Below are 26058 nucleotides of genomic sequence, written 5' to 3'. Positions count from 1 at the left end.
AGTCGTAGTGCATGAAGATTTTCCTTGCGATTTTAATGCAATACTGACTTGCCAACAGTGTTAAATTTTTTTACGATAAGGTCAGATTATGTTTGCATGGCCATAAGCGGTGCATTCTTTAAATACCGGATATTATCCTTGTCCGAATATCTATTTTAACCGGCCGGTTTGTCCGACCTGATTTCTAAATATATACGCGCAAGGCCGGGAGGCCTTGACGACACTCGATTTTTAAGAGGTTCATTGTGTCAAATTCTCAATCCAGCGAACGCGCGACGTTTAGCAGTCGCCGTGCCTTTATGTTTGCCGCCATCGGCTCTGCCGTGGGCTTAGGCAACATTTGGCGTTTCCCTTACATCGCCTTCGACAACGGCGGTGGTGCTTTCGTCCTCCCTTATTTGGTTGCGCTGTTGACGGCAGGTATTCCGCTGTTGCTGCTCGACTATGCCATCGGCCACCGTTACCGCGGTTCGCCTCCTTTGGCCTTCCGCCGCCTCGGCCGTTGGTTTGAGCCGGTGGGTTGGTGGAACTTCCTGACCAACGTCATCATCTGTATCTACTACGCCGTGATTGTCGGCTGGGCGGCAAGCTATGCCTATTATTCTTTGACTTCGGCGTGGGGTGCGGATCCTCAAACCTTCTTCTTCAAAGACTTCCTGCAAATGGCCGATGCCAAAGACTTGGGCTTGGATTTTGTCGGCAAAGTGGCCGGCCCACTGATTGCCATTTGGGTGTTTACGCTGGCGATTATGGCTTTGGGCGTACAAAAAGGCGTGGCCGGTGCGTCCACATTCTTCATGCCGTTGTTGGTGGTGATGTTTGTCATCATGGTGGGCATCGCCCTGACCCTGCCGGGTGCGGCAAAAGGTTTGGACGCTTTGTTTACGCCTGACTGGAGCCGTTTGGCGGATCCGAAAGTCTGGGTAGCCGCATACGGCCAAATTTTCTTCTCGCTCTCCATCTGCTTCGGCATCATGATTACTTATTCTTCTTACCTGAAGAAAAAAACCGACTTGGGCGGTACCGGCTTGGTTGTCGGCTTTGCCAACAGCAGCTTCGAGTTGCTCGCCGGTATCGGCGTATTTGCCGCATTGGGCTTTATGGCTCAAGCTGCAGGCAAAGAAGTCAGCGAAGTGGCGTCCAGCGGTATCGGCTTGGCGTTTATCGCGTTCCCGACCATCATCAACCAAGCCCCTATGGGCGCGTTGATCGGCGTGTTGTTCTTCGGCTCGCTGGTGTTTGCCGGTGTCACTTCCATGATTTCTATCGTTGAAGTGATTGTGGCCGCGATTCAAGACAAAATGAACATCGGCCGTGTCAGCGCGACGATGATTGCAGGCGTTCCCATGGCGATTATTTCCACCTTGCTGTTCGGTACGACCACCGGCCTGCCTGTGTTGGACGTATTGGACAAATTCATCAATACTTACGGCATTGTGGCTGCCGGTTTTGTTTACGTTTTGGCGATTGTTTTGTTGCGCAAGCTGCCCGAACTGCGCAATCACTTGAACGCGCTGTCTTCCATCCGTGTCGGCAAAGTGTGGACCGCCAGCGTGGTGGTTACCGTCGCCATGCTCGGCTATATGCTTTATCAGGATACTGTCGGCCTCTTAAAAGAGAATTACAGCGGCTATCCTGACAGCTTCCTCAATATCTTCGGTTGGGGCATGGTGGGCGCCATCCTCGTCTTGTCGGTTTTGCTGTCGTTCTTGCCGTGGAAACACGGTCAGGGCTTCAACGTCAAAGACGAACATGAACACGAACGTGAAGGAGAAGAATAATGAGTACTTCAGCCATTGTCATGATGCTTGTCGCACTGATTGTCATTTGGGGCGGATTCATCGTCTCCGTCCTGCGCCTACCTAAAGAATAAGGTTTGAGCAAATGAAAAGGCCGTCTGAAAGTCATTGTTCAGACGGCCTTTTTGCCACATGACGGGGAAAGTGGGAAAGAAGGATTCCCCTGGTTGTCGGGGTAGTCTGGAAATTTGATTATGTATTATTGATTATGATGTGTAAATTATATCTATTTGTTTTTAAAAGATTTTAGTCCGATTGTCGTTTTAATGAACCGTTGTTCCCTTTGGCCTCTGCCTGCTGTTTTCTTTGTTTTAGAATAAAGGCTCTCATCAACCTGATGGGGCATTGGGTACAGCAACTGTTTATTTTTAAGGAGAGTTCCGTGGCTAAAGTATATCAACCAGGTACAGAAATTGATTCTAAAGATTTTGTTTTCGGTCTCGATCCGCGCGAGTGGAATGGCTTTTTTTCAAAAGGCATAGGGGCCGATAATGGCCATAATGAGCATGTCTTCCGTCTCGATCCGCGCGAATGGAACGGCTTTTTTTCAAAAGGAGTAGAGTCCGATCATGGTCATAATGAGCATGTTTTCCGTCTTGATCCGCGTGAATGGAACGGCTTCTTTTCAAAAGGAATAGAGTCTGATAATGGCCATGACGATAATGGGCGTATCATCCGCCTTGATCCGCGTGAGTGGGAAGGTTTCGAGCCTGCGCAGCCGGCCGCGAAGCCGATATTGGAATCCAAAGCTTTCGATGGCGATGAACTTTTGAGCCGTGCCTTTGGTGAGGCTGATCCTCTTGATTCTTCTGCCGGTCTTTCCTCAGACAATGCGACCTATTCAAGCAATGGTACAGGTTCATCTGCGTTGGATACCATTCATGATTTAGCAGAAGCTTCTATTTTCAAACTGTAATCGTTCCATAATATAAAAGGCCGTCTGAAACCAATATATGTTTCAGACGGCCTTTTTGTGTATGGTCATCAGGATGAAGCCTAACTCATCATCCAAATTACCAAATGCACCATGGTCGGGCCAAACAATACCATAAACAGTCCGGCCAAAATCATGGTCAGGCTGGCCATCACGCCTTCGGTTTCGTGGCGTTGTCCGGCGCGCGATGTGCCGAAGCCGTGGGCGGCATTGCCGAATGCCACGCCGTTGGCGGTGTGGAAACGGATGCGGGTAAAGGCCAAAAACAGGTCGCCGAATATCATGCCGACAAAGCCGGTGATGATGGTGAACAGGGAAACGAGCGAGGCGGAGCCGTGGATTTCGCTGGCGAGGACGACGGCAAACGGGGTGGAGATGGAGCGCGCCATCAGGCTGTTGGTCACTTCGTTGTTGAAATGGAACATATGGCTCATGAGGAATGCGCTGACTACGCCGACAAACATGCCCACCATAATGGCGATGGAGAGGATGGGCAGCTGGCGGCGGATGACTTCGCGGTTTTCATAAATGGGGACGGCAAAGGCAACGGTAACCGGAGTGAGCAGGAAGACGATGCCTTGGGTATATTTGTGGTAGGTGTCGTAATTGACGCCGAATGCCAGCAGCAGGAGGATGGTGCTGACGGAGACGGTAACGACGGGGGAGAAAATCATTAAGGGTTTTTTGCGGTGGATTTTTTTGGCAACGACATAGGCAAAGCAAGTCCAGATGAAGCAGGCGAGGGCGGTGTAGTCCATTTTTATTCTCTATTTTTAGGAGTGGAGTTTTTTGTAGAGGCGGCGTTTCCAGCGGTAGCAGAAATCGAGGGTCAGGGCGGTGCTGATCATCACGAGCGCGGTGCCGACGGCGATGGTCAAAATCAGCTGCCAGCCTTCGGACATCAGCAGGTCTTGATATTGCAAGACGGAAACCATGATGGGGATGAAGAAAAAGACGAGTTCGCCCAATGCCCATTTTGCGCCGCGGTCAACCATGCCCGGGCGGATGATGCCGAGCCCCAAAAGGGCGAGCATGAGGAACAAGCCCAATACGCCTGAAGAAATAGGCAGATGCGTGAAGCGGACGATAAGGTCGGAAACGCCCCATACTGCGCCGATGATGGCAAGCTGCAAGGCCGTCTGAAAAAATCTGGTGAGGGAATCCATGATATGGGTGTGTGTTGAATGAAAGGCTTGATTATAGAAACCTGGTTTCTGCATAATATGAATTATTAAACGAATAATCATGCCTTAGAGGAATAATGGACTTCAAAAGCCTGTATTGTTTTGCCGAACTCATCCGCCTGCAAAGTTTTTCGGCCACGGCTTCCGCGTTGAATTTGACGCAGCCGACGGTCAGCAAAATCATTCAGGCTTTGGAAGAAGAATTGGGCGTGCCGCTTTTGTGCAAAGAAAACGGACGCAAAAAGCGGCAGGTGCAGCCGACCGCAATCGGCGAAGAAGTCTATCGCCACGCGTTAAACCTTTTACACGAACGCGATTTGCTGCTGGCCCGCATTGACGATTACCGCCATGTCAAAAGCGGGACGCTGCGTTTGGGTTTGGCTTTGTTTGGCAGCGATTTGCTCAGTCATGCGCTGTTTGATTTCCACCAAAAATGGCCGGACATCGAATTGTCGTTTTTGGAACAAGGCTCGCTCGCCATCGAGCAATCCTTGCGCAACAACGAACTCGATGCCGGGCAGCTGCTCGCGCCGGTTCACGAAGACTTCGACAGCATTACCTTGTGCGACTATCCGCTGGTGGTCTTGATGCCGAAAAATCGGGCGAGACACGATGCACTGACGCTCAAAAGCCTGCAACACGAGCCCTTCATTCTGTTTGGCGCCGGCTTTTCCCTCAACGAAACCATTCAGACGGCCTGCCGTAATCAAGGTTTTACCCCCAACGTTGTCTGCCGTACCGGACAATGGAATTTGGTTGCCGACATGGTGGCGCACAATATGGGCATTGCCCTGCTGCCCGAATACTATGCCCGAAAAATCAATCCCGATGTCTTTGCCGCCATTCCTTTGGTCGAACCCGAAATCCGCTGGCAGCTCACCATGGCATGGAAAAAACACCAACGCCCGACGCCGGCCTTAAGGGCTTGGTTGGACGTGGTCAGGGAAGCGTTCGGCAGGCGAAACAAATAAAATCAAATCATCAGGCCGTCTGAAAAAAAGGGTGTCGTTATCACCCGGTTTCAGACGGCCTTTCCCGTTAAAAATGGTAAAACGGCCTAAAAAAGAGTAGAATATGCACCGTTTACAACTCTGCGCCTCTCAGCAGGCTCGAATTATGGACCTTCCCAGTTCGCCTTTGAACTTCCCATCAGACACACAACAACCATAATCATCCCGCCGAAATGCCTCCCCGCGTCCGGCGGGCGGAGCATTTATGAGCATCGAACAAACCCCTCCGAATCTCGACCATACCCCCGACAATGAAGCGGTGGAAGACCGCATTTCTGACGATCGCATCTCTGACGATATCGACCGCATCCATGCCTTATGCGAAATCCTCGAGCCGTCCTTCGAACAAATCGAAGCAGGCGTGCCGATTGAAGATGAAAGCCTGCGCGACAAGTTCACCGAGCTGACCGTCCTCTTGGCCGAGCTGCACCCTGCCGACGTGGCCGCCGTCTTGGAATCCCTGCCGCCGCGCGAGCGTAACATCGTCTGGCTTTTGGTCGCCCCGGAAGACGACGGCGAAGTGTTGCTGGAAGTATCCGACGCCGTACGCGAAACGCTGATCGAGTCCATGGACAAAGACGAGCTGTTGGCCGCCGTCGATGATTTGGACGCAGACGAATTGGCAGAGCTGGCAGACGACCTGCCGCACCAAGTGGTGTACGAAGCGCTGCAAACGCGTGATGAAGAAGAACGCGAGCAGGTCAAAGCGGCGATGTCTTACGAAGACAACCAAGTCGGCGCGATTATGGACTTTGAATTGGTCAGCATCCGTGCCGATGTGGCGTGTGAAGTCGTATTGCGCTACTTGCGCCGTTTCGACAGCCTGCCCGACCATACCGACAAGATTTTCGTGGTTGATGAAAACGACGTGTTGCAAGGCGTGCTGCCCATCCGCAAACTCTTGGTCGCCGACCCCGAAGACATGGTGGCAGACGTGATGGCCACCGATGTCGTGCGCTTCCGTCCCGAAGACGACGTGGAAGAAGCGGCGCAGGCGTTTGAGCGTTATGACTTGGTTACCGCGCCGGTTGTCGATGAAAACAAAAAGTTGATCGGCAGGATCACCATTGACGAAATGGTGGACGTGATCCGTGAAGAATCCGAAGCCGACATGTTTAACATGGCCGGTTTGCAAGAAGAAGAAGACTTGTTCGCCCCGATTTGGGACTCGGTGAAAAACCGCTGGATGTGGCTTGCCATCAACCTGTGTACCGCCTTTATCGCCAGCCGCGTGATTGGCGCATTTGAAGGCAGTATCGAGAAAATCGTCGCACTGGCCGCGTTGATGCCCATCGTCGCCGGCATCGGCGGCAACTCCGGCAACCAAACCATCACCATGATTGTCCGCGCCATGGCGATGGGACAAATGACCAGCACGCAGGCAGGCCGCCTGCTGAAAAAAGAAGTCGGCGTCGCCCTCGTCAACGGCATTATTTGGGGCACTGTGATGGGCGTGATTTCATGGCTGCTCTACGGCAACATCGGCATCGGTTTGGTCATGGTGGCCGCAATGACCTTGAACCTTTTGCTGGCCGCGACCGTCGGCGTCCTCATTCCCGTCATTATGGAAAAAGCCGGACGCGACCCCGCATTGGGCAGCTCGGTGCTGATTACCGCGGTCACCGACTCCGGCGGCTTCCTGATTTTCTTGGGATTGGCCACATTGTTTTTGTTGTAACAACCTTTATCCCAATCAGCAAAAGGGTGGGTTTGTAATATCCTTCTTGATTGTTCAAAACCATTTGATAAGGCCGTCTGAAAACAAATATTATTCAGACGGCCTTTCTGATAACATGACAACAATTTGTCCGATTCGGAGCCGCCATGAATTTCCCGCCACTCAAATCCCCCCTGAAATTTTACGCCGTCGTTCCCACCGCCGACTGGGTTGAGCGCATGGTCAAAGCAGGTGCCGACACGGTGCAACTGCGTTGCAAAACCTTGCATGGTGACGAATTGAAACGTGAAATCGAACGTTGCGTCGCCGCCTGTCAAAACAGCGCAACCCAGCTTTTTATCAACGACCACTGGCGCGAAGCGATAGAAGCGGGCGCATACGGCGTACATCTCGGACAGGAAGACATGGACACCGCCGACCTTGCCGCGATTGAAGCCGCCGGTTTGCGCTTGGGTTTGAGTACGCACTCCGTTGCCGAACTCGACCGCGCCCTGTCCGTACATCCCAGCTATGTCGCCAGCGGCGCGATTTTCCCGACCACGACCAAACAAATGCCGACCGCCCCGCAAGGTTTAGACAAACTGCGCGAATACGTCAGACAGGCACGCGGCACGCCCGTCGTCGCCATCGGCGGCATCGATTTGAACAATGCCGAAGATGTGCTGGCAACAGGCGTTTCCTCACTCGCCGTCGTCCGCGCCGTGACCGAAGCGGAAAATCCCGAAGCGGTGGTTAAAGCGTTTCAGGCTTTGTGGGACCAATAAGGCCGTCTGAAAATAAGAAGTCTGACAAGAGGAGCAAACATCATGAAGATTATATTGAACAATGAAACCATCACATTAAACGGCACAACCGTTGCCGACCTTATCGCCCAAACCTCGCCGCAGAAACCGTTTGCCGTTGCCGTCAATACCCAGTTTGTCGCCAAAGGCGCGTATGCGGAAACGGTTTTAAACGAAAACGATAAAGTGGACATTGTGCGCCCCGTAGTCGGCGGATAAGCGGTTTTACTGCGCGTATATCTGCGCTATTGGTTTAATGCTGAGAAAAGGAAAAGAAATGTTTATCGTATCGTTGGAATATATTAAAGACTTGGCTGCGGTTGAAACCTACCTGGCTGAGCATATCGCGTATCTCGAGCGGTATTATCAAGCAGGTATATTTGTTATGTCTGGCCGCAAACAGCCGCGGACGGGCGGCGTTATCTTGATGAAAGCATCAGGCAGGGAACAGGTGGAAAAGTTAATTGCAGAAGACCCGTTTCACCGAGAAGGCGTGGCGAAATACACGATTACCGAGTTTATTCCGACCAAGGTCGCCGAAGGACTTGAAAACTATTTGGAAACTATCTAAACCGATTTTTCAGAAGGCTATTGCCCCAAAAATAATATTAAAAAGGAATCCATCATGTTTACCCTATACGGAGAAACTTTCTCTTCACGGCTGCTGCTCGGTACGGCTGCTTATCCGACGCCGGAAATCCTCAAGCAGTCTGTCCAAATCGCGCAACCGGCGATGATTACCGTTTCATTGCGCCGTGCCGGCAGCGGCGGCGAAGCGCACGGGCAGGGTTTTTGGTCGTTGTTGGAGGAAATGGGCGTACCTGTATTGCCCAATACCGCAGGCTGTCAAAGCGTTCAGGAAGCCGTGACCACTGCGCAAATGGCACGCGAAGTGTTTGATACCGACTGGATTAAGCTCGAACTTATCGGCGATGATGATACGTTGCAGCCCGATGTGTTCCAACTAGTCGAAGCGGCGGAAATCCTGATTAAAGACGGCTTCAAAGTGCTGCCTTATTGCACTGAAGACCTGATTGCCTGCCGCCGCCTGCTTGACGCAGGCTGTCAGGCGTTGATGCCGTGGGCGGCGCCGATTGGCACGGGTTTGGGCGCGGTTCATGCTTATGCGTTGAAAGTCCTGCGCAAACGCCTGCCCGACACGCCGTTGATTATCGATGCCGGTTTGGGTTTGCCTTCGCAGGCGGCGCAAGTGATGGAATGGGGCTTTGACGGCGTGTTGCTGAATACCGCCGTTTCCCGCAGCGGCGATCCGGTCAATATGGCACGCGCTTTTGCGCTTGCGGTCGAGTCGGGCCGTCTGGCATATGAGGCGGAACCTGTGGAAGCGCGTGAGAAAGCGCGCGCCAGTACGCCGACGGTGGGCCAGCCTTTCTGGCATTCGGCGGAATATTGATAAACATTAGGGCGTGTCGAACACGCCCTTTTTTATTGGTGGAAAACCTGATTTTAGGTTGAACAGAATGTTCAGACGGCCTTGGCCAAAAGCTGTTTCAATGGCTTTAAGATTTGCCATGCCTGCGCTTTGAGTTGCGGCTGCATCAGCAGGCGGGCGGGGTGGGGAATGACGAAATGCGGCCGCTTCCCGCACAATTCGTTCATCAGTCCGATCATGTCGGGGCTGTCGAAGATTTTGCCGAGAAACAATACTGCGCGCGCTTGCGAAGCGGTCAGCTCGTTTTGCATTTCGGCAAGCTCGGCGCGGACGTGTTCGGCATCGGGCAGGGCGGTGAACACGGGCGCGGTTTTGACCCATGCGGTTTTGTGCGCCTGCTCGGGCTTGAGGCCGATGGCGGCGAGGATGTTGTCGAGAAGTGTGCCGACGTTGCCGCTAAACAGCGTACCGTGCAGGCTGTCTTCGGTGGACGGGCAAATGCTGACCACCATGATTTCAGACGGCCTGATGGTTACGTCAAGACGGGGCAGATTGTCTGAATGCGCGGCTTTTTCTGTTTTTGCCGGTGTTTTGGCTATGGCTTTGGGTGCCGCTTCGGGAACGCGGACAGCCGGTTTGGCCGTTTGCGCAGTGGCAATGGCGGCGGTGCGTGCCTGATGGGCGCCTGCGGATAAAGTGCGCACGGCTTGCGCGGTATCGGTGGCAATGGTTTTGGGGCGGACGGGTGCAGTCGCGGCTTGAGGCGCGACATGGATGATTTTGGCGTTTCGGTTCAGCCACATCGGGCCCAAACCCAAGGCTTCGTGCAGGTGCAGGTAGCGGCTGCTTAACATGATTTCTCCATCAATACGGCATCTTCGCTGCCACCGTCGGGCAGGGCGTAGTAGTTTTTGCGGCGGCCGCAGGTTTGGAAGCCGTGTTTGCGGTAGAGCTGTTGCGCGGTTTCATTGCTTGCACGGACTTCGAGTAGCAATCGGGTTGCGCCTTGCTGTTGCACTGCGTTTTGCCAGTGTTGCAGCAGGGCGGATGCAATGCCTTGGCGGCGGTATTTGGGCGCGACGGCAATCAGGTGCAGTTCGGATTCGTCAAACACGGTTTGCCACACGATAAAACCGGTAATTTGGTGGTCGGCCTGACTGAGCCAAACGCTGTCGGGATGGTGTTGAACCGCCGATTCAAACTGCTGCGCCGTCCACGACGAAGGATTGCCTTGTGCGTCGATGGCGGCAAGGGTGGAGCAGTCGGCAAGTACGGCTGGGCGCAGGTTCACGGTTTGGCCTTTTGTTGGGCTTGCTCTTGCGCGGTCAGGGCAATTTTGTTGCGGACGTAGAGCAGCTCGGCGTGTGCCGCATCGGTGGCAACATAGCGGCCGCTGCGGGCAAGTTTAAGATAGTCGGTGGCGGTCGGCATATCGGCTTGACCGTCAAAAGGCGGTTTGTCGGCGAGGGCAAAGGCATTGCCGATGCCGCCGGTAGGCGTTTTGCCTTCGGGAGCGGTAATGGCGGCGGCTTTGCCAACCGTGTAATCGCTCAAGCGGACGTGGTTTTGCGTATCAAACCATGCGTAGAACACTTCGCCCATACGCGCATCGGTGGCCGCCAGTACACAGCTTGATGGCGGCAGCAGCGAAGCGGCGGCATCGAGGCAGGGAATGCCGATCATGGGCGTGTCAAACGGCGTGGCCAAACCTTGTGCAACCGCCGCGCCGATACGCAGGCCGGTAAATGCGCCGGGGCCCTGTGCATAAACGATGCAGCCCAAATCGGCGGCCGTGATGCCCGCTTCTTTAAAGAGGCGTTCGATTTGCGGCAGGATTTGTTCGGATTGCTTGGTGCCGACGTTTTCGTGAAACAGGCGGACTTCGCCTTGATGTTCCAATGCGATGGACAGAAAGGATGTGCTGGTGTCGATGGCAAGAGTCGGGCGGTTGTCGGTTGGCATGGTGTTATTTTTTTAGAAGGATATGGGTTGCCATTATAGTGGAACGGCGAGGGGGAACAAAGCATTCGGGCGGCGCTTGGGTAAAAACGTCGTTTGCGTAAACATATTTGGCAGGTAAACCAAGGTTTCAGGCCGTCTGAAAACGTTTCAGACGGCCTTGTTTTATTGGTCGAGTTTCAATAAAGGCGAACCTGCTTTTTCAACGGCGCGGCGGTAGGCTTCATGCGCTTCGATGCGTTGCAAATAAGCGCGGATATTGGGGTAGTCGGCAAAATCGAAGCGGTCGGCTGCTGCTTGCAGCGGATAGCTCATCATGATGTCGGCACCGCTGAGGCTGTTGCCGACCAACCATTCGCGGTTTTCCAGCTCGCTGTCAATATGGGCAAGATGCAGGGCGGCTTGCGGATGGATAAAGCTGCTTTTGACGCTACCGCTGATTTTGCGGGCAATCGGTTTGACGAAAAACGGCATGGGTGCACTTTCAATTCGGCGGAACACCAGTCCGAGCAGCAATAACGGCATCAGCGAACCTTCGGCATAATGCAGCCAGCGTTGATATTGCCAGTATTCGCGGCTGCCGCGTTTGGGCATCAGGCGGCCGTTGCCGTAGGTTTGAATCAGATAGTCGGTAATCGCGCCGCTTTCCGCCAAGATAAAGCCGTCATCATCCAATAAAGGCGATTTGCCCAAGGGATGGATGGCTTTGAGTTCGTCAGGGGCGAGCAAAGTGTCGGGATGACGGCGGTAGGTTTGCAGGCGGTAAGGCGTACCGAGGATTTCAAGCAGCCAAACAATGCGCAGGGCGCGGGATTGGTCGAGCGAATGTAGGGTAATCATGAGGGGCTTTAAATATCGGTTTGTTTGAGGCCGTCTATGTTGATTTGGCAGGCATCGGCGTATTTTTGCAGGGTTTTGGCCGGTAGTTTGGCGAACACTTCGGGACGGAAATGCCGACGCAGCTGCCATTTCCATACGCCTGCCGCCATGGCCAAGCCGGTTTCATCATAACGGCAGCGGAACATATGGTAGTACAGCGGAGAATATTCGCCTTTTTTGACGGCTTCGCGCGCGGCCTGAGTTTGGGCATCGAGTTCGCACACCGCCATTTCGGTGGCGTAGGCTTCGTCCTGCCAACCGTTGCTGGTAGCCGCTTCGTAGTGGCCGTCGCGGGTGCCGTAGATGACTTTGCGGTGGCCGTGGTAGCTGGCGCTGTTGTCTTGAGGGATGTCGTCAATCTTCATTCAGACGGCCTTTACTGCTTCCAAAAGCATGAAACATGTTGAAAAGCGTCCGCTTTCCGGAACGTAACACAGGATTTTTTGGCCGTGCTCGATGGGGAAAGTGCGCATAAATTCTTCAAGGATGATGTAAATCGAGGCCGAACCCGTGTTGCCCTTGCTGTGCAGATTGGTAAACCATTTTTCCTGCGGAATGTCGAAGCCGATGTTTTTCAGGCCGTCTGAAAGGCGGTCGCGGAAAAAGCCGGAAGAGTAGTGGGGCAGGAACCAATCGATTTCTTTGGCGCGGATGCCGTGTTTGGCGGCGATTTGGGAGAGGGGTTTTTCCACCGTATAGCGGACGATGTTTTCGTTCAGCAGTTTGACGTCCTGTTTGACCGCCATCAGGCTGTGGCGGCGGCCGTAATCGGCATCGGCGTGTTTCCAGCCTTCAAAGATTCCGTCGCGGAATTCTGCGCCGGCATACATGCAGGGCGGCATTTCGTTGGCGTAGGAAAGCAGGTCTATCCAATGGATTTTCAGGCTGAGGCCGTCTGAATTAGGGCGGTCGGACAGATACACCGCGCCTGCGCCGTCAGACAGCATCCAGCGTAAAAAGTCTTTTTCAAACCCGATTTCGGGGGACGCGTTTTCCAGTTTTTTATGGTCGGTTTCACTTTGGAACACTTCGCCGCGCATGACTGCCGAGGCGTTTTCGGAAGCAACGGAAACCGCATGTGCGTGTTCGCCGGTGCGTACGGCGTTGTAGGCGTGTTTCATCGCCGCCATACCTGCCGCACATACGCCTGCCATGCTGAACACTTCGCAAGGCGGCATATCCAGCAAACCATGCACCATCACGCCGTGTCCGGGCATGGTTTGGTCGGGATAGGAAGTGGCGCAGGCCAGGCTGCCGACGGCTTCTGCAGGAACGCCTTGGGCAAACAGGCCGTTGACCGCTTCGGCGGCCAATTCGGCATTGGTGTGCGTCGTGCGGCGGCTTTCAGGGTCGATGGCGTAATGGCGCGACAAAATGCCGTTGGAGCGCAAAATCATACGGCGCACGCGTGAAGGCACATCGCCTGCCATGCCGAGGACGGCTTCCATTTCGTCATTGCCGACGGGGGCGTTGGGCAAAAAGGCAGAAACGCGGTTGAGATAAACGTCTTTGAGTGTGTTATTCGATGTCATGATGTGTTTGTCAAAATAATCAACCGATAAACCGCGCCGCGTAGTCGCAGCTTGCAGTCAACGGGATGTGATGTGTTTCGGCATATTCCATCAGCGCGTCCACCAGCAGTTTGGCAATGCCGCGATGACGGAAGTTGGGCGAGACCTCGGTATGGTTTACGTCCCAGCCGCCGTTGTGTTCGGTATAGCTGATATAGCCTGCTTCCAAACCGTCAATATCGATTTGAAAGCGATGGAGCTCGGGGTAGTGGATCACTTCGGGCATGATGGATTCCTGGTTTGAGGCCGTCTGAAACGGATTATCTGCCTGACGGTTGCGCATAATAGTCCGCCAGCTTTTTCAGACGGCCTTTGAGCAGCGGATGCAGCAGCTTTTTCAAAATTACGCTAACGGGTAAAACTACCAAAATCATCGCCAATAAAAAGACGATGTAAAAGCACAGCAAGGCACGGCGCAAAAGCGGAGAAATACGGCCTGCCGCCATCAAAAGCCTGCCCCAGACGAAGAAGCTGCGGCCGGCGGCGCGTTCGCTGAAAATCAGTTTTTCATTGACTGTCACCGCGCCCATATTTTGAAACAGGGTTTCGTCCAAAGGCTGTTGGTTTAACAGTGCATCGCGCAATTTCGCACCAAACCGCGCCGCATCCGCCAATTCTTCTTCAGCAATGCCGGCGGAGGGCAGGGAGCGGAAATAGCGTTTGTCACCGGTCAGCATCCAGGCAGGAGTGGTAATAAAACTTGCCGCGCTGTTGCAGGCATCGATTTTTACGATGTTGCCGATGAGTTTAGCGCCGTTTTGTTTCAGCAAAGATTTCATTTTCTCTTGCGCGCCCAGCCACATATTGCGGCAGCCGATAAGCGTGATGACCGGTTTGCCGTCCAGCAGGCGGTGCGTTTCTTCGCGTTGCAAAAAGGCGGTCATCGGTTGCGAAGGAGAGAGGAACCAAACGGTGTAGGCAATGACCACCACATCGTAATCTTCGGATGGAATGTGCGGCGGCAGAATCGGGGCGGGCTTTAAATGGACGGTTTCAGGAAAGGTATCGAAAAAACGCCAAAACGGCCACGGAAACGGAAACGCCTGCTCCGGTACGATATTGACGCAATCGACCTGTATGCCGGCTGTTTGCAACGGCGCGGCAAAATTTTGCGCCAGGCTGGAGAGCTGCCCCGTTTGCGAGTAATGCACAATCAGCACTTTTTTCATTATCTTCCCTGCAATGAGTAAGTTATGGTTGGTTTGGACGGTATTATATAGTAAACCGACCTGCCTTGAACTTTATTCATATTCAGTATGTTCGCGAAGGTTTCAGCCGATTTGGATGGAAGCGCCGTATTCTGTCGGAATGGGGCGGAGAAGCGGATTTTTATGCCATGCCAACATGAACAACGGCCGTCTGAAATTTTTCAGACGGCCTTGTGTGGAAAACGGGACGCATGGTTTAGAACGGGATTTGCGCTAAGTATGGCGTGCAAATTGTATAGACAAAAAAATAACCGCTTCAAGGCGGTTGGTGGTGGCCAGAGGCGGAATCGAACCGCCGACACACGGATTTTCAATCCGTTGCTCTACCAACTGAGCTATCTGGCCTTCGCGTGTTTCGTTGCGAGATGTGAATTAAACCAAATTTCGTTGCCTTGTGCAAGCGTTTGTAGGCTTTATTTTTGAGGCGGTAAATTAAGATTTTGTTTTGTATTGAATTATTTTTTCGTTTTAATTGGCGGTTTTTAAGTTTGCCGGTTTGATTTTCAGACGGCCTAAGATACAATCGGCTTTTTTGCTTTGGATTTATGCCATGCTGTATGTGTTTGTTCGTGATATGTGGGATGTTTTGCGTTTGCGCTATCGTTCGCCGGAGACGTATTTGTATTCGCCTTTGGTGATGGCGGCGGTGTTGCTGCTGTTGGGTGTGGTGAACGCGGCCAGCATGTCGCCTTTGTTTGGCAGCGGCGCGGCGGCGGTGTGCCTGTCGGTGATTTTGGTGATGGTGAAATGGTTGGTGTTAAGCCGCTCGATGCGCAAGGTGCTGCATTATTACGGTGCGCCCCGGCTGCCTTTGTGGGGCTTTATTTTGGTGTCTGAGGCTTTGCTCTTGCCGCTGTTGCTGGTGTTGTATGTGCCGGCGTTGGCTGTGTTTGCGCTGTTGTGGCAGGCTTGGGTGTTTGTGGTGCAGGTACGCGGTTTGATGTGGATGGGGAATGCAACGGTAGGCCGTGTTTTGGTGGGCTACCTGTTGTATGGTATCGGCGTGCTGTGTGTGGGTACGGTGATTCTGATGCTGTTTATTGCCGCCGGTTGGTTGGACCTAGAAACGTTGAATCAAAACCTACAGGCGTTGACGTCTGCCCGTCAATAATCCATGAAAATGGAAAGGCCGTCTGAAATGTCCAGACGGTCTTAGTTTTATGTGTTTGTTTCGTGGTCTTGCAGGATTTTTTGATAGACGGGGTCGGGGAGGTAGCGGCCTATCATGTCGCGCCAGCCTTGGGGGCCGACCAAGCCTTTGACCATGGTGGAGGATACTTCGGCTATTTCGCGCGGCGGCATCAGGAAGACGGTGGAGATTTCGGGGGCGATGTCGCTGTTGATGTAGCGCATCGAGCGTTCGTATTCGTAGTCGGCGGCGGAACGGATGCCGCGGACGATGAAATTGGCGTTGGCTTCTCGGGCGTAATCGACCAAAAAGCGGTTTTCAAACACGCTGATGCGGACGTTGGGGAAGGGGTGGGTAATGGCATCGAGCATGGCGCGGCGTTCTTCTATGGTGTAGGTGCTGCGCTTTTCGGGATTGGTGCCGATGGCGACGATGAGTTCGTCAAAGAGGGATTGGGCTTCCTGTATCATCCACAGGTGGCCGAGGGTGGGAGGGTCGAAGCTGCCTGCGTACACGGCACGGCGCGGAGTGGTCGTGGTCATTTTGGGTTGGGAATGGGGTTTGTGTGGCGTTCAGGATAGGGGAGTTTGCCGGTGATGTCAAAAATCAAAAAGGCCGTCTGAAATTTCAGACGGCCTTTGCGGCTTTATCAGTCGTCACCGCTGAGAGAGATGAGGATTCTCAAGAGGCTGCTGAAAATATTGTAGATGGAGATGAAGATGGTCAGCGCCGCGCTGATGTGGCTGTCTTCGCCGCCGTCGATAACGGCACGCACCTGCCACATAATCATCAGGGAACTGAAGACAACGAAGCCGGCTGCGATGGTTAGGCTCAGTGCAGGGATGTTGAGGAAGATGTTGGCTACAACGGCAATCATGAGCACGATCGCACCGGCACCGAGGAAGCTGCCGAGTTTGTTCATGTTCATTGTGGTGCGGCGTGCCATGGCGGACATGGTGAAGAATACGCCGGCGGTCATGGCGGCGGCCGTACCGACGATTTGCGCGCCGTTGTTAATCGCCAGGGCGTATTGCAGCATAGGGCTGATGGCAAGGCCCATACCGAAAGTGAAGATCATCAACAGGGCGACGCCGACGTTGCTGTAACGGTTTTTCTCGATCAGGAAGGTCATGCCGTAGAAGAAGCCGAAGAAGGCGGCCAGGGAAACCCAGTATGAGCCGAATATGGCGAAAATGTTAAAGCCTGTTTTGGCGGAAAAGAACGCGCCGGCAATGGCAGGAATGAAAGACAGGCCGAGCAGGCGGTAGGTTTTTTGCAGGACGGTATTTTTGGCAACCGAGCCTTGCGAGGTATAGTCGTAAACGTCGTTTTGCATGGCGTTTGCTCCAGTGTGGATTGAAATGAATGAAATTTGGATTTTAACAGAAAATCATGGGTTTGTATGATTTATCTGTTCTATTTGTCTAATATGCGGGGCAATCGGGAATTTTAAAGGCCGTCTGAAAATCAGGTTTCAGACGGCCTTGGCTTTTCAATGCTTATTTAGGCTCTTGCGGAACGTAGCCTTGTACGGCATCTGCGCCTTCGCCGAAGAAGTATTGTTCCATCTGCTGGGCGAGGTATTCGCGTGCGCGCGGATCGGCAAGGCTTAGGCGGTTTTCGTTGATGAGCATGGTTTGGTGGCGGGTCCATGCCATCCATGCTTCTTGGGAAACGTTTTCAAAAATGCGTTTGCCCAATTCGTTGGGCAGCGGCGGAAATTTCATGCCTTCGGCTTCTTTGCCGAGTTTGACGCAGTGAACCATACGGGTCATGGCGGTTTCCTTATGTGGGGTTGCAAAGGTTGGTATTTTAGCCGATTGCACGGATAGGGGAAAGCGTGGGTTTCAGACGGCCTGAAACCTTGCTATGATGGTCTTTTCTGTTTATTCAGGCAAAGATTATGAACCGCCTCGATACTGCCCGCCGTTATTCCCTTTTTCTCGCCCGCAACCTTGATTCAGGCAAACTCAAGCCCGAAATTTTCCTGCCCATGCTGGACAAGGTGTTGACGGATGAGGATTTCCAAGCCTTTGCCGATTGGGACAAAATCCGCACGGAAGAAAACGAGGAAGAATTGGCGCGGCAGTTGCGCGAATTGCGCCGTTATGTGGTGTCGCAGATTATTGTGCGCGATATAAACCGCATCAGCGATTTGAACGAAGTAACCCGCACGATTACGCTGTTTGCCGATTTTGCCGTCAATACCGCGTTGGACTTTTCCTACGCCTATTATCGGGACATGTACGGCACGCCGATCGGGCGTTATACGAAATCGCCGCAACATTTGAGCGTGGTGGCGATGGGTAAGGCGGGCGGCTATGAGCTGAACGTGTCTTCCGACATCGATTTGATTTTCATCTATCCCGAATCGGGCGATACCGACGGCAGGCGCGAACGCGGCAATCAAGAGTTTTTCACCAAAGTCGGGCAGAAACTGATTGCATTGTTGAACGACATTACCGCCGACGGGCAGGTGTTCCGCGTAGATATGCGGCTGCGGCCGGACGGCGATTCGGGCGCGCTGGTATTGAGCGAAACCGCGCTGGAGCAATACCTGATTACGCAGGGGCGCGAATGGGAACGCTATGCGTGGTGCAAAGGCCGCGTGGTTACGCCGTATCCGAACGACATTAAAGCGCTGGTGCGCCCCTTCGTGTTCCGCAAATATCTGGATTACAGCGCGTATGAAGCGATGCGCAACCTGCACCGCCAAATCCGCAGCGAAGTCAGCAAAAAAGGCATGGCGGACAACATCAAACTCGGCGCGGGCGGCATCCGCGAGGTCGAATTTATCGCCCAGATTTTCCAGATGATACGCGGCGGGCAAATGCGCGCGCTGCAACTGAAAGGCACGCAGGAAACGCTGAAGAAACTTGCCGAGCTGGGCATCATGCCGTCTGAAAACGTCGAAACCCTGCTTGCCGCCTACCGCTTCCTGCGCGACGTCGAACACCGCCTGCAATACTGGGACGACCAGCAAACCCAAACCCTGCCTGCCTCGCCCGAACAGCAGCAACTGCTCGCCGAAAGCATGGGCTTCGACAGCTACGCCGCTTTTTCAGACGGCCTCAATGTTCATCGGAACAAGGTCAATCAGTTGTTCAACGAAATCTTGAGCGAACCCGAAGAACAAACGCAAAGCAATAGCGAATGGCAATGGGCATGGCAGGAAAAACCCGACGAAGAAGAACGGCTAGGCCGTCTGAAAGAACACGGGTTTGATGCCGAAACCATCGCCACACGGCTCGATCAAATCCGCAACGGCCATAAATACCGCCACCTTTCCGCACACGCCCAGCCGCGTTTTGACGCCATTGTGCCGTTGTTGGTACAGGCGGCGGCAGCGCAACCCAACCCGACCGATACGCTGATGCGGCTGTTTGACTTCCTCGAAAACATCAGCCGCCGCTCCGCCTATCTCGCTTTCCTCAACGAACATCCGCAAACCTTGGCGCATCTGGCACAAATCATGAGCCAAAGTTCTTGGGTGGCGGCGTATCTGAGCAAATACCCGATTCTGCTGGACGAACTCATCAGCGCCCAGCTTTTGGATACCGCGTTCGACTGGCAAGCCCTCGCCGCCGCCCTTTCAGACGACCTCAAAGCCTGCGGCGGCGACACCGAAGCGCAAATGGACACACTGCGTCATTTCCAACACGCCCAAGTCTTCCGCCTCGCCGTTCAGGACCTTGCCGGACTGTGGACGGTAGAATCACTTTCCGACCAGCTCTCCGCCCTTGCCGACACCATCCTCGCCGCCGCCGAGCCTTGCGCGTGGGCGGATATGCCCAAAAAACACCGCGATACGCCGCAATTCGCCATCATCGGCTACGGCAAACTGGGCGGTAAAGAGCTCAGCTATTCCTCCGACCTCGATTTGGTCTATCTTTACGACGACCCGCATCCCGATGCAGGCGACGTGTACAGTCGCCTTGCCCGCCGCCTGACCAACTGGCTTTCCGCCGCCACCGGCGCAGGCAGCCTCTACGAAACCGACCTGCGCCTGCGCCCCAACGGCGACGCCGGCTTCCTCGCCCACAGCATTACCGCCTTCGAAAAATACCAGCGCGAAAACGCCTGGACGTGGGAACATCAGTCTCTCACCCGCGCCCGCTTCATCTGCGGTACACCCGAAATTCAGACGGCCTTCGACCGCATCCGTACCGAAATCCTCACCGCCGAGCGCGACCCAACCGTTTTAGCAGGCGAAATCATCGAAATGCGTGAAAAAATGTTCACCACCCATCCGCCGGTTGACAGCAACGTCAAATACGCGCGCGGCGGCGTGGTCGACGTCGAATTTATCGTCCAATACCTCATCCTTGCCCATGCCCGAAAATATCCGCAACTCCTCGACAACTACGGCAACATCGCCCTCTTAAACATCGCCGCCGACTACGGCCTCATCGACAAAACCCTAGCCGAACAAAGCCGCACCGCCTACCGCTTCTACCGCCAGCAGCAACACAATACCAAACTGCGCGATGCCAAAAAAACCGAAGTGACGGACGAATTGCTGACCCACTACGGCAATGTGCGAAAACTGTGGCAGGAAGTATTCGGGGCAGAAGTGAAGTTTGGATAAGCAGGCGGACATATTCAGCGTCAAAGCCCGCATGGCAACACAATTTACCGCCACAACAAACTCACTCTAAACATATAAGGAAAACCAACCATGAAGAAAATGGCACTGTTTTTAACGGTTTTACTGTCGTCGGCCGCAGCCCAAGCCGCTGATTACTTTTTGCCTCATACCGAATGCGATGGCTCTGCAAACGTTCGTGTTGCTCCTGATACACGCAGCAAAATCATGACGGTACTGAATTATGAAAGCAGAAAACACAAAATACTCAGGAAACAGGGTAAATGGTTTCATATTCAATTAGATGGAATCCGTACAGGCTACGTCCATCAAAGCCAAGGTTTTATCGTGCACAATTATGTTGTCGCCAGCCCTGACGGATCGGCAAACGTCCGTAACAACAGCTACCCCGAAGAACCGATCGGGCAAGGCGAAATCATCAAAACACTCCCAAACGGAACACGTGTACAGATCGCCCCAGCCTTCAGAAAAGGCGACTGGTTGTGGTACAGCAATCAGGGAGCTTACACAGAAAAAGACGAGTATGGTCATCATGTTTCGATTCAGGGTTATATCCATAAAAGTCAACTTCGACGCATGGAGTAATAAAGCAAGCAATTTATTCGATTAAGGCATACTTTCGGACATAAAGTAGGTACTGTTTTGCCGAAGATATAAAAAAGGCCGTCTGAAACTTTTCAGACGGCCTTTTATGGTATTTATTCTTCTTCCTCTTCCGGTTCAGCTTCTGCCTCTGCAGGTTTTTCAAGGAAATTGCCTGCCAACCACAGTAAAGCGCCGCCGCCTGTAATGCCTGCTTTAATCCACATGGCGGTATCTTCGCCCCATTCGTAAATCCAGGCCAAAACTTTGGGTACTGCGTTCATATAATTCAAACCGAATGCCAATACGCCGAGGATAAATAAAGTACTGCCCAAGCTTTTCATTGTTATTCCTTATAAAATCAAATATATGCATCAAAACAATTCAATAAATGCAGTGATGCCGAGTGAATGAATGTGTCAAGAAATGCCATTATATTCGGTTTTATGTAAAGAAGATATTTTTATCAAAGCTGATTGGCAGGCTGAGGCGATGGGGAACTGCTTGCAGAGGGAGGGATTCCGTCTGTTTGTTTATAAGTTATCGGCTTGGCTTGGGCAGTCATGATCTGCAAAAACTGTTCTCATTTTGTGTCGATATTGTGATAAAGCCAAACAAGTTCTAAAATACGCAGTTCATTTTCATATTAAAAACAAGGAGAAACTGATGTCTAAGATTGCTGTACTCGGCGGCGGCCTTTCCGGTCGCCTTATTGCGTTCCAATTGGCGGAGCAGGGCGTGGCGGTAGAGTTGTTTGAGAAAGGCGAACGTAACGGCGCACAAGCCGCAGCCTATGTTGCCGCCGCCATGCTGGCGCCTTCTTCCGAGGCGGTGGAGGCAACGCCTGAAGTCATCCGTTTGGGCAGGCAGAGTTTCGCGCTGTGGCGCGGTATTTTAGGCCGTCTGAACACGCCGGTGATGATGCAGGAAAAAGGCAGCCTGATTGTTTGGCATACGCAGGACAAGCCGCTTTCTGCCGAGTTTGCCCGTCATTTGAAGCGCGGCGGCGTGCCGGAACACGAAACCATCCGTTGGAACGCGGACGAAATCGCGGCCAACGAGCCGCAACTGGCAGGACGGTTTTCAGACGGCCTGTATCTGCCGGCGGAAGGGCAGTTGGACGGGCGGCAGGTATTGAATGCACTGGCTGATGCTTTGGCGTCGATGAATGTGCCTTGCCATTGGTCGTGCGAACGCGAAGTCGAAGATTTGGCGGCGCAATACGATTGGGTTATCGACTGCCGCGGTTATGGTGCAAAAGCAGCATGGAACAGGCCGTCTGAAAGCCAATTGCGCGGCATACGCGGCGAAGTGGCGCGCGTTTACGCACCCGAAGTCGAGTTGTCCCGCCCAGTGCGCCTGCTGCATCCGCGCTATCCTTTGTATATCGCGCCGAAGGAAAACCATATTTTTGTGATTGGTGCGACCCAAATCGAAAGCGAAAGCCAAGCGCCGGCCAGCGTGCGTTCCGGTTTGGAACTTTTGTCTGCGCTGTACGCCGTGCATCCGGCATTTGGCGAGGCAAACCTTTTGGAACTGGCCACCGGCCTGCGCCCGACTTTAAACCACCACAATCCTGAAATCCGCTTCAACCGCGAACGCCGCCTGATTGAAGTCAACGGCCTGTTCCGCCACGGCTTTATGATTTCCCCGGCCGTGACCGGTGCGGCCGTGCGTTTGGCCGGCGCGCTGTTTGCCGGAAGCGACATTCCCGAATACGACGAAACCAGCGGTTTGCCGTATATCCGCGCTACGAATTGAAGCCGTTGCGGACGAAGTGGCTTGAAAATCAGGCAAATTGTTTGTGAAAGACAGCCACAGGCCGTCTGAAAATGATAAAATCGCCGTCAATTCAATTAACCTTGCGTCTGAAAACCGCATGATGCCGTTTTCAGACGCCAACCAATTTCCTATTTAACGATAAGCACATGACAACCCAAACCCTCTTAATCGAACTTCTCACTGAAGAACTCCCGCCAAAAGCCCTCAATAATCTGGGCAACCATTTTGCTGCTTCCGTTGCCGAAGGCTTGGAAAAAGCGCAACTGATTGACGGCGCAGCCGAATACACTGCCTACGCTTCTCCGCGCCGTTTGGCCGTTCAAGTCAAAAATGTGAAAGCCGTTCAAGCCGACCAAAAAATCGTGAAAAAAGGCCCGGCCGTGGCCAATGCCATGAAAGACGGTGCGCCGACTAAGGCTTTGGAAGGTTTTGCGCGCGGTGCGGGTGCGAAAATCGAAGACTTGACCGTCATCAACGACGGCAAGCAAGACGTGTACGCCTACGAATACGTCCAAACCGGCAAACCGCTGGGTGAGCTTTTGGAAGACATCATCAATGCCGCAGTGAAAAAACTGCCGATTCCTAAAGTCATGCGTTGGGGCAGCAGCACATTCACCTTCGTGCGCCCGGTACACAGCCTGATCGTGCTGCACGGCGGCGACATCGTCAACGTCAGCGTTTTGGGTCTGCAAAGCGGCAACAAAACACTGGGTCACCGCTTCCTCTCCAGCGGCAAAATCGCTATTGAAAACGCCGACAGCTACGCCGCACAAATGCGTGAGCAAGGCAAAGTGGAAGCATCGTTTGCCGAGCGCAAAGCCGCCATTCAGACGGCCTTGAACGAGCAGGCAGGCCGTCTGAACGCGACCGTTGCCGCCGATGAAGCATTGTTGGACGAAGTGACTGCATTGGTCGAATGGCCTGTGGTATTAGAAGCTGGTTTTGAAGAACACTTCCTCGCCGTACCGCAAGAATGCCTGATCCTGACCATGCAGCAAAACCAAAAATACTTCCCGCTGCTCGACCAAAACGGCAAGCTGATGAACCGTTTCCTGCTGGTTTCCAATCTGCAAACCGAAGATCCGTCACACATCATCCAAGGCAACGAACGCGTCTTGCGCGCGCGCCTGTCTGATGCCGAGTTCTTCTACAAACAAGACCAAAAAGCGACTTTGGAAAGCCGCCTGCCGAAATTGTCCAGCGTGGTTTACCACAACAAAATCGGTTCGCAAGCCGAGCGCATCGAGCGTCTGCAAAGCATCGCCGCCCACATCGCCAAAGCTTTAGGCGCGGACGCTGCCGCAGCCGAACGTGCCGCACGTTTGGCCAAAGCCGACTTGGTCACCGAAATGGTCGGCGAGTTCCCCGAATTGCAAGGCACTATGGGCAAATACTATGCCCGCTTGGACGGCGAAACCGAAGAAATCGCCGAAGCCATCGAGCAACACTACCAACCGCGTTTTGCCGGCGACAACCTGCCGAACGGCAAAGTGGCAACCGCCGTTGCTTTGGCCGACAAATTGGAAACCTTGGTCGGCATTTGGGGTATCGGCCTGATTCCGACCGGCGACAAAGACCCATACGCCCTGCGCCGCGCCGCCTTGGGTATTTTGCGTATGCTGATGCAGTACGGTTTGGATGTAAACGAACTGATTCAGACGGCCTTCGACAGCTTCCCCAAAGGTTTGCTCAACGAGAAAACGCCGTCTGAAACCGCCGACTTCATGCAGGCGCGTTTGGCCGTGTTGCTGCAAAACGATTATCCGCAAGACATCGTTGCCGCCGTACTCGCCAAACAGCCGCGCCGTTTGGACGATTTGACCGCCAAACTGCAAGCCGTTGCCGCGTTCAAACAGCTTCCCGAAGCCGCCGCGCTCGCCGCAGCCAACAAACGCGTGCAAAACCTGCTGAAAAAAGCCGATGCCGAGTTGGGCGCGGTTAACGAAAGCCTGCTGCAACAAGACGAAGAAAAAGCCCTGTATGCCGCCGCGCAAGGTTTGCAGCCGAAAATCTCTGCTGCCGTTGCCGAAGGCAATTTCCAAACTGCTTTGTCCGAACTGGCTTCCGTCAAACCGCAAGTCGATGCCTTCTTCGACGGCGTGATGGTGATGGCCGAAGATGCCGCCGTGAAACAAAACCGCCTGAACCTGCTGAACCGCTTGGCAGAACAAATGAACGCAGTTGCCGACATTGCGCTCTTGAGCGAATAAGGCCGCGTTTCAGTTGACCCGCTTTTCAGGCTGCCCGATGATTCAGGCAGCCTGAAGTTTTTCGGGCGTATCCCTTACATGGCGTTCAAGGGTATAATTCAGCAGATTTGTCAGGCAGGCAAATCGCGCACATCAAACAATTTCCCACATTCAAGAGGCAGATTATGAATATTCCAGCCATCCGAACCGCACTCGATGCCGTGTTGATTCCCACCACAATACGCACTTTGGGCAGCGAAAAAGCCGTTTCGCTTCTGGAAGAGCGTTCAGACGGCCTGCATATCGGTCTGAAATTCGCGTTCCCGGTTGCCCATATTGCCGCAGACATTGCCAACGCCGTTCAAGAAGCCGTCATTTCACATACCGGCGATACCCACATTCACTTGAGTATCGATACCGAAATCGGTACGCATAAAGTCCAACCCGGCGTAGCAACCATCAAAGGCGTGAAAAACATCATCGCCGTTGCATCGGGCAAAGGCGGCGTCGGCAAATCAACGACCACTGCCAACCTTGCCACCGCAATGGCCAGAATGGGCGCGCGCGTCGGCGTACTCGATGCCGACCTGTACGGTCCAAGCCAGCCCACCATGCTCGGCGTACAAGACCGCAAACCCGATCAACAAAACAAAAAACTCATTCCCGTTGAAGCCGAAAGCGGCATTCAAGTGATGTCCATCGGTTTCCTGGTCGATACCGACCAAGCCGTCGTTTGGCGCGGCCCGATGGTCAGCCAAGCCTTGCAACAGCTTATGTTCCAAAGCGAATGGGACAATGTCGATTATCTCTTCATCGACCTGCCGCCCGGTACCGGCGATATCCAATTGACCCTGTCGCAAAAAATCCCCGTGACCGGCTCCGTTGTCGTCACCACGCCGCAAGACATCGCCCTGATTGATGCACGCAAAGCCGTGGATATGTTCAACAAAGTTAATATTCCGATTTTGGGCGTTTTGGAAAACATGTCTGTCCATATTTGCACCAACTGCGGCCATGCCGAAGCAATCTTCGGCGCAGAAGGCGGCAAAAACTTGGCAGAGCGTTTGAATGTACCGTTGCTCGGCCAACTTCCCTTGAGCCTGCCTGTACGCGAAGCCATGGACAGCGGCACATCTTTAGCCTTGTTTGAAAACAACCAAACCATCGCCGACATCTACACCGAAGCCGCCTTCCAAATCGCTCTGGCCATTGCCGATAAAGGCAAAGACTTCAGCAGCCGCTTCCCAAAAATCGTCGTCGAATAAAAAAGTTTAAAAAAGGTGTTGACAGCTGTGTGACCTGTCTCTATAATGCACAGCTTATCGGGTCGTTAGCTCAGTTGGTAGAGCAGCGGACTTTTAATCCGTTGGTCG

Annotated in this window: 29 protein-coding genes and 2 tRNA genes (1 of these 31 only partly in view); 16 read left to right on the top strand and 15 right to left on the bottom strand. The window is 53.4% G+C overall.

Annotation, left to right across the window (positions count from 1 at the left end; all coding sequences use genetic code 11):
• The first annotated feature begins 245 nt into the window (after positions 1-245).
• The 3 genes from HMPREF2711_RS04200 to HMPREF2711_RS04195 all read left to right on the top strand — a co-directional run bounded on the left by HMPREF2711_RS04200 (position 246) and on the right by HMPREF2711_RS04195 (position 2715).
• On the top strand, positions 246-1781 hold the full coding sequence (locus HMPREF2711_RS04200) for a sodium-dependent transporter (RefSeq protein ID WP_081456508.1): 1536 nt from the start codon (positions 246-248) through the stop codon (positions 1779-1781).
• Entirely contained in the window at positions 1781-1873 is a 93-nt protein-coding gene (locus HMPREF2711_RS10805) for a methionine/alanine import family NSS transporter small subunit (RefSeq protein WP_036493939.1), read from the top strand. The genes HMPREF2711_RS04200 and HMPREF2711_RS10805 overlap by 1 nt, the downstream gene beginning before the upstream one ends.
• A gap of 308 nt (positions 1874-2181) precedes the next feature.
• On the top strand, positions 2182-2715 hold the full coding sequence (locus HMPREF2711_RS04195; protein ID WP_003748142.1) for a hypothetical protein: 534 nt from the start codon (positions 2182-2184) through the stop codon (positions 2713-2715).
• A gap of 80 nt (positions 2716-2795) precedes the next feature.
• Here the strand turns inward: HMPREF2711_RS04195 and HMPREF2711_RS04190 are convergent, their stop codons facing one another.
• Together HMPREF2711_RS04190 and HMPREF2711_RS04185 are read right to left on the bottom strand one after the other, a co-directional pair.
• Positions 2796-3491, bottom strand: a complete 696-nt coding sequence (locus tag HMPREF2711_RS04190) for an LrgB family protein (protein WP_003748143.1) — start codon at positions 3489-3491, stop codon at positions 2796-2798.
• Between the two features lie 15 nt (positions 3492-3506).
• Positions 3507-3980 carry a CidA/LrgA family protein gene (locus HMPREF2711_RS04185; protein WP_003748145.1) on the bottom strand — a complete coding sequence of 158 codons (474 nt, stop codon included), beginning with the start codon at positions 3978-3980 and terminating at the stop codon, positions 3507-3509.
• Positions 3981-3994: 14 nt separating this feature from the next.
• On the opposite strand from HMPREF2711_RS04185, the gene HMPREF2711_RS04180 reads away from it, so the two are divergent.
• The 6 genes from HMPREF2711_RS04180 to HMPREF2711_RS04155 all read left to right on the top strand — a co-directional run bounded on the left by HMPREF2711_RS04180 (position 3995) and on the right by HMPREF2711_RS04155 (position 8801).
• On the top strand, positions 3995-4888 hold the full coding sequence (locus HMPREF2711_RS04180; RefSeq protein WP_003748147.1) for a LysR family transcriptional regulator: 894 nt from the start codon (positions 3995-3997) through the stop codon (positions 4886-4888).
• 244 nt (positions 4889-5132) lie between these two features.
• Positions 5133-6605, top strand: coding sequence for a magnesium transporter (gene mgtE / locus HMPREF2711_RS04175; RefSeq protein WP_003748149.1), 1473 nt, complete (start codon positions 5133-5135; stop codon positions 6603-6605).
• Positions 6606-6751: 146 nt separating this feature from the next.
• Positions 6752-7369, top strand: coding sequence for a thiamine phosphate synthase (thiE, locus tag HMPREF2711_RS04170; protein ID WP_003748151.1), 618 nt, complete (start codon positions 6752-6754; stop codon positions 7367-7369).
• 42 nt (positions 7370-7411) lie between these two features.
• On the top strand, positions 7412-7606 hold the full coding sequence (thiS, locus tag HMPREF2711_RS04165; RefSeq protein ID WP_003748154.1) for a sulfur carrier protein ThiS: 195 nt from the start codon (positions 7412-7414) through the stop codon (positions 7604-7606).
• Positions 7607-7664: 58 nt separating this feature from the next.
• Positions 7665-7958, top strand: coding sequence for a YciI family protein (locus tag HMPREF2711_RS04160; protein WP_003748157.1), 294 nt, complete (start codon positions 7665-7667; stop codon positions 7956-7958).
• A gap of 54 nt (positions 7959-8012) precedes the next feature.
• Complete coding sequence (locus HMPREF2711_RS04155) at positions 8013-8801, top strand: thiazole synthase (RefSeq protein WP_003748158.1); 789 nt, start codon at positions 8013-8015, stop codon at positions 8799-8801.
• 71 nt (positions 8802-8872) lie between these two features.
• On the opposite strand, the gene HMPREF2711_RS04150 is transcribed toward HMPREF2711_RS04155, so the two are convergent.
• The 9 genes from HMPREF2711_RS04150 to HMPREF2711_RS04110 form a co-directional block, all read right to left on the bottom strand.
• Entirely contained in the window at positions 8873-9634 is a 762-nt protein-coding gene (locus tag HMPREF2711_RS04150) for a uracil-DNA glycosylase family protein (RefSeq protein ID WP_003748160.1), read from the bottom strand.
• Positions 9628-10071 carry a ribosomal protein S18-alanine N-acetyltransferase gene (gene rimI, locus HMPREF2711_RS04145; RefSeq protein ID WP_003748161.1) on the bottom strand — a complete coding sequence of 148 codons (444 nt, stop codon included), beginning with the start codon at positions 10069-10071 and terminating at the stop codon, positions 9628-9630. The genes HMPREF2711_RS04150 and rimI overlap by 7 nt, the downstream gene beginning before the upstream one ends.
• Positions 10068-10742, bottom strand: coding sequence for a tRNA (adenosine(37)-N6)-threonylcarbamoyltransferase complex dimerization subunit type 1 TsaB (gene tsaB, locus HMPREF2711_RS04140; protein WP_003748163.1), 675 nt, complete (start codon positions 10740-10742; stop codon positions 10068-10070). The genes rimI and tsaB overlap by 4 nt, the downstream gene beginning before the upstream one ends.
• A 162-nt stretch (positions 10743-10904) precedes the next feature.
• Positions 10905-11579 carry a glutathione S-transferase family protein gene (locus tag HMPREF2711_RS04135; RefSeq protein WP_003748166.1) on the bottom strand — a complete coding sequence of 225 codons (675 nt, stop codon included), beginning with the start codon at positions 11577-11579 and terminating at the stop codon, positions 10905-10907.
• A gap of 8 nt (positions 11580-11587) precedes the next feature.
• Positions 11588-11983 (bottom strand): DarG family dialkylresorcinol biosynthesis protein, encoded by a 396-nt coding sequence (locus HMPREF2711_RS04130; RefSeq protein ID WP_003748167.1) that lies wholly within the window; start codon positions 11981-11983, stop codon positions 11588-11590.
• Entirely contained in the window at positions 11984-13150 is a 1167-nt protein-coding gene (locus HMPREF2711_RS04125) for a beta-ketoacyl-ACP synthase III (protein WP_003748169.1), read from the bottom strand.
• Positions 13151-13169: 19 nt separating this feature from the next.
• Complete coding sequence (locus HMPREF2711_RS04120) at positions 13170-13415, bottom strand: GNAT family N-acetyltransferase (RefSeq protein ID WP_036493971.1); 246 nt, start codon at positions 13413-13415, stop codon at positions 13170-13172.
• Between the two features lie 34 nt (positions 13416-13449).
• On the bottom strand, positions 13450-14358 hold the full coding sequence (locus HMPREF2711_RS04115; protein WP_003748174.1) for a hypothetical protein: 909 nt from the start codon (positions 14356-14358) through the stop codon (positions 13450-13452).
• 308 nt (positions 14359-14666) lie between these two features.
• A tRNA-Phe gene (locus HMPREF2711_RS04110) sits at positions 14667-14742 on the bottom strand.
• Between the two features lie 205 nt (positions 14743-14947).
• Here HMPREF2711_RS04110 and HMPREF2711_RS04105 point away from each other — a divergent pair.
• On the top strand, positions 14948-15508 hold the full coding sequence (locus HMPREF2711_RS04105; RefSeq protein ID WP_003748176.1) for a hypothetical protein: 561 nt from the start codon (positions 14948-14950) through the stop codon (positions 15506-15508).
• Positions 15509-15555: 47 nt separating this feature from the next.
• Here HMPREF2711_RS04105 and coaD read toward each other — a convergent pair whose 3' ends face one another.
• The 3 genes from coaD to HMPREF2711_RS04090 all read right to left on the bottom strand — a co-directional run bounded on the left by coaD (position 15556) and on the right by HMPREF2711_RS04090 (position 17301).
• Positions 15556-16068 (bottom strand): pantetheine-phosphate adenylyltransferase, encoded by a 513-nt coding sequence (coaD, locus tag HMPREF2711_RS04100; protein ID WP_003748177.1) that lies wholly within the window; start codon positions 16066-16068, stop codon positions 15556-15558.
• 107 nt (positions 16069-16175) lie between these two features.
• Entirely contained in the window at positions 16176-16862 is a 687-nt protein-coding gene (locus tag HMPREF2711_RS04095) for a Bax inhibitor-1 family protein (protein WP_003748180.1), read from the bottom strand.
• A gap of 163 nt (positions 16863-17025) precedes the next feature.
• Positions 17026-17301 carry an oxidative damage protection protein gene (locus tag HMPREF2711_RS04090; RefSeq protein ID WP_003748182.1) on the bottom strand — a complete coding sequence of 92 codons (276 nt, stop codon included), beginning with the start codon at positions 17299-17301 and terminating at the stop codon, positions 17026-17028.
• A gap of 128 nt (positions 17302-17429) precedes the next feature.
• Here HMPREF2711_RS04090 and glnE point away from each other — a divergent pair, with 128 nt between their 5' ends.
• A complete protein-coding gene (glnE, locus tag HMPREF2711_RS04085) occupies positions 17430-20114 on the top strand; it encodes a bifunctional [glutamate--ammonia ligase]-adenylyl-L-tyrosine phosphorylase/[glutamate--ammonia-ligase] adenylyltransferase (protein ID WP_003748183.1) in 2685 nt (894 codons plus the stop codon).
• Between the two features lie 90 nt (positions 20115-20204).
• Positions 20205-20717, top strand: coding sequence for an SH3 domain-containing protein (locus tag HMPREF2711_RS04080; RefSeq protein WP_003748185.1), 513 nt, complete (start codon positions 20205-20207; stop codon positions 20715-20717).
• Between the two features lie 113 nt (positions 20718-20830).
• On the opposite strand, the gene HMPREF2711_RS04075 is transcribed toward HMPREF2711_RS04080, so the two are convergent.
• On the bottom strand, positions 20831-21058 hold the full coding sequence (locus HMPREF2711_RS04075; protein ID WP_003748187.1) for a hypothetical protein: 228 nt from the start codon (positions 21056-21058) through the stop codon (positions 20831-20833).
• 322 nt (positions 21059-21380) lie between these two features.
• On the opposite strand from HMPREF2711_RS04075, the gene HMPREF2711_RS04070 reads away from it, so the two are divergent.
• From HMPREF2711_RS04070 to HMPREF2711_RS11190, 4 genes are all read left to right on the top strand, one after another.
• On the top strand, positions 21381-22475 hold the full coding sequence (locus tag HMPREF2711_RS04070; RefSeq protein WP_003748189.1) for an FAD-dependent oxidoreductase: 1095 nt from the start codon (positions 21381-21383) through the stop codon (positions 22473-22475).
• Positions 22476-22642: 167 nt separating this feature from the next.
• The gene (gene glyS / locus HMPREF2711_RS04065) at positions 22643-24706 is read left to right on the top strand and encodes a glycine--tRNA ligase subunit beta (RefSeq protein ID WP_003748191.1); all 2064 of its coding nucleotides are present in this window, start codon (positions 22643-22645) and stop codon (positions 24704-24706) included.
• A gap of 164 nt (positions 24707-24870) precedes the next feature.
• Positions 24871-25950 (top strand): iron-sulfur cluster carrier protein ApbC, encoded by a 1080-nt coding sequence (gene apbC, locus HMPREF2711_RS04060; protein WP_003748192.1) that lies wholly within the window; start codon positions 24871-24873, stop codon positions 25948-25950.
• 59 nt (positions 25951-26009) lie between these two features.
• Positions 26010-26058 (top strand) — tRNA-Lys (locus HMPREF2711_RS11190); it runs 132 nt beyond the window's last position.

This window comes from Neisseria sp. HMSC070A01, from assembly GCF_001810165.1.
Lineage (GTDB): Bacteria > Pseudomonadota > Gammaproteobacteria > Burkholderiales > Neisseriaceae > Neisseria.
Note: the sequence above shows the minus strand (reverse complement) of the source record. Positions and strands in the feature narration are given on the sequence as shown.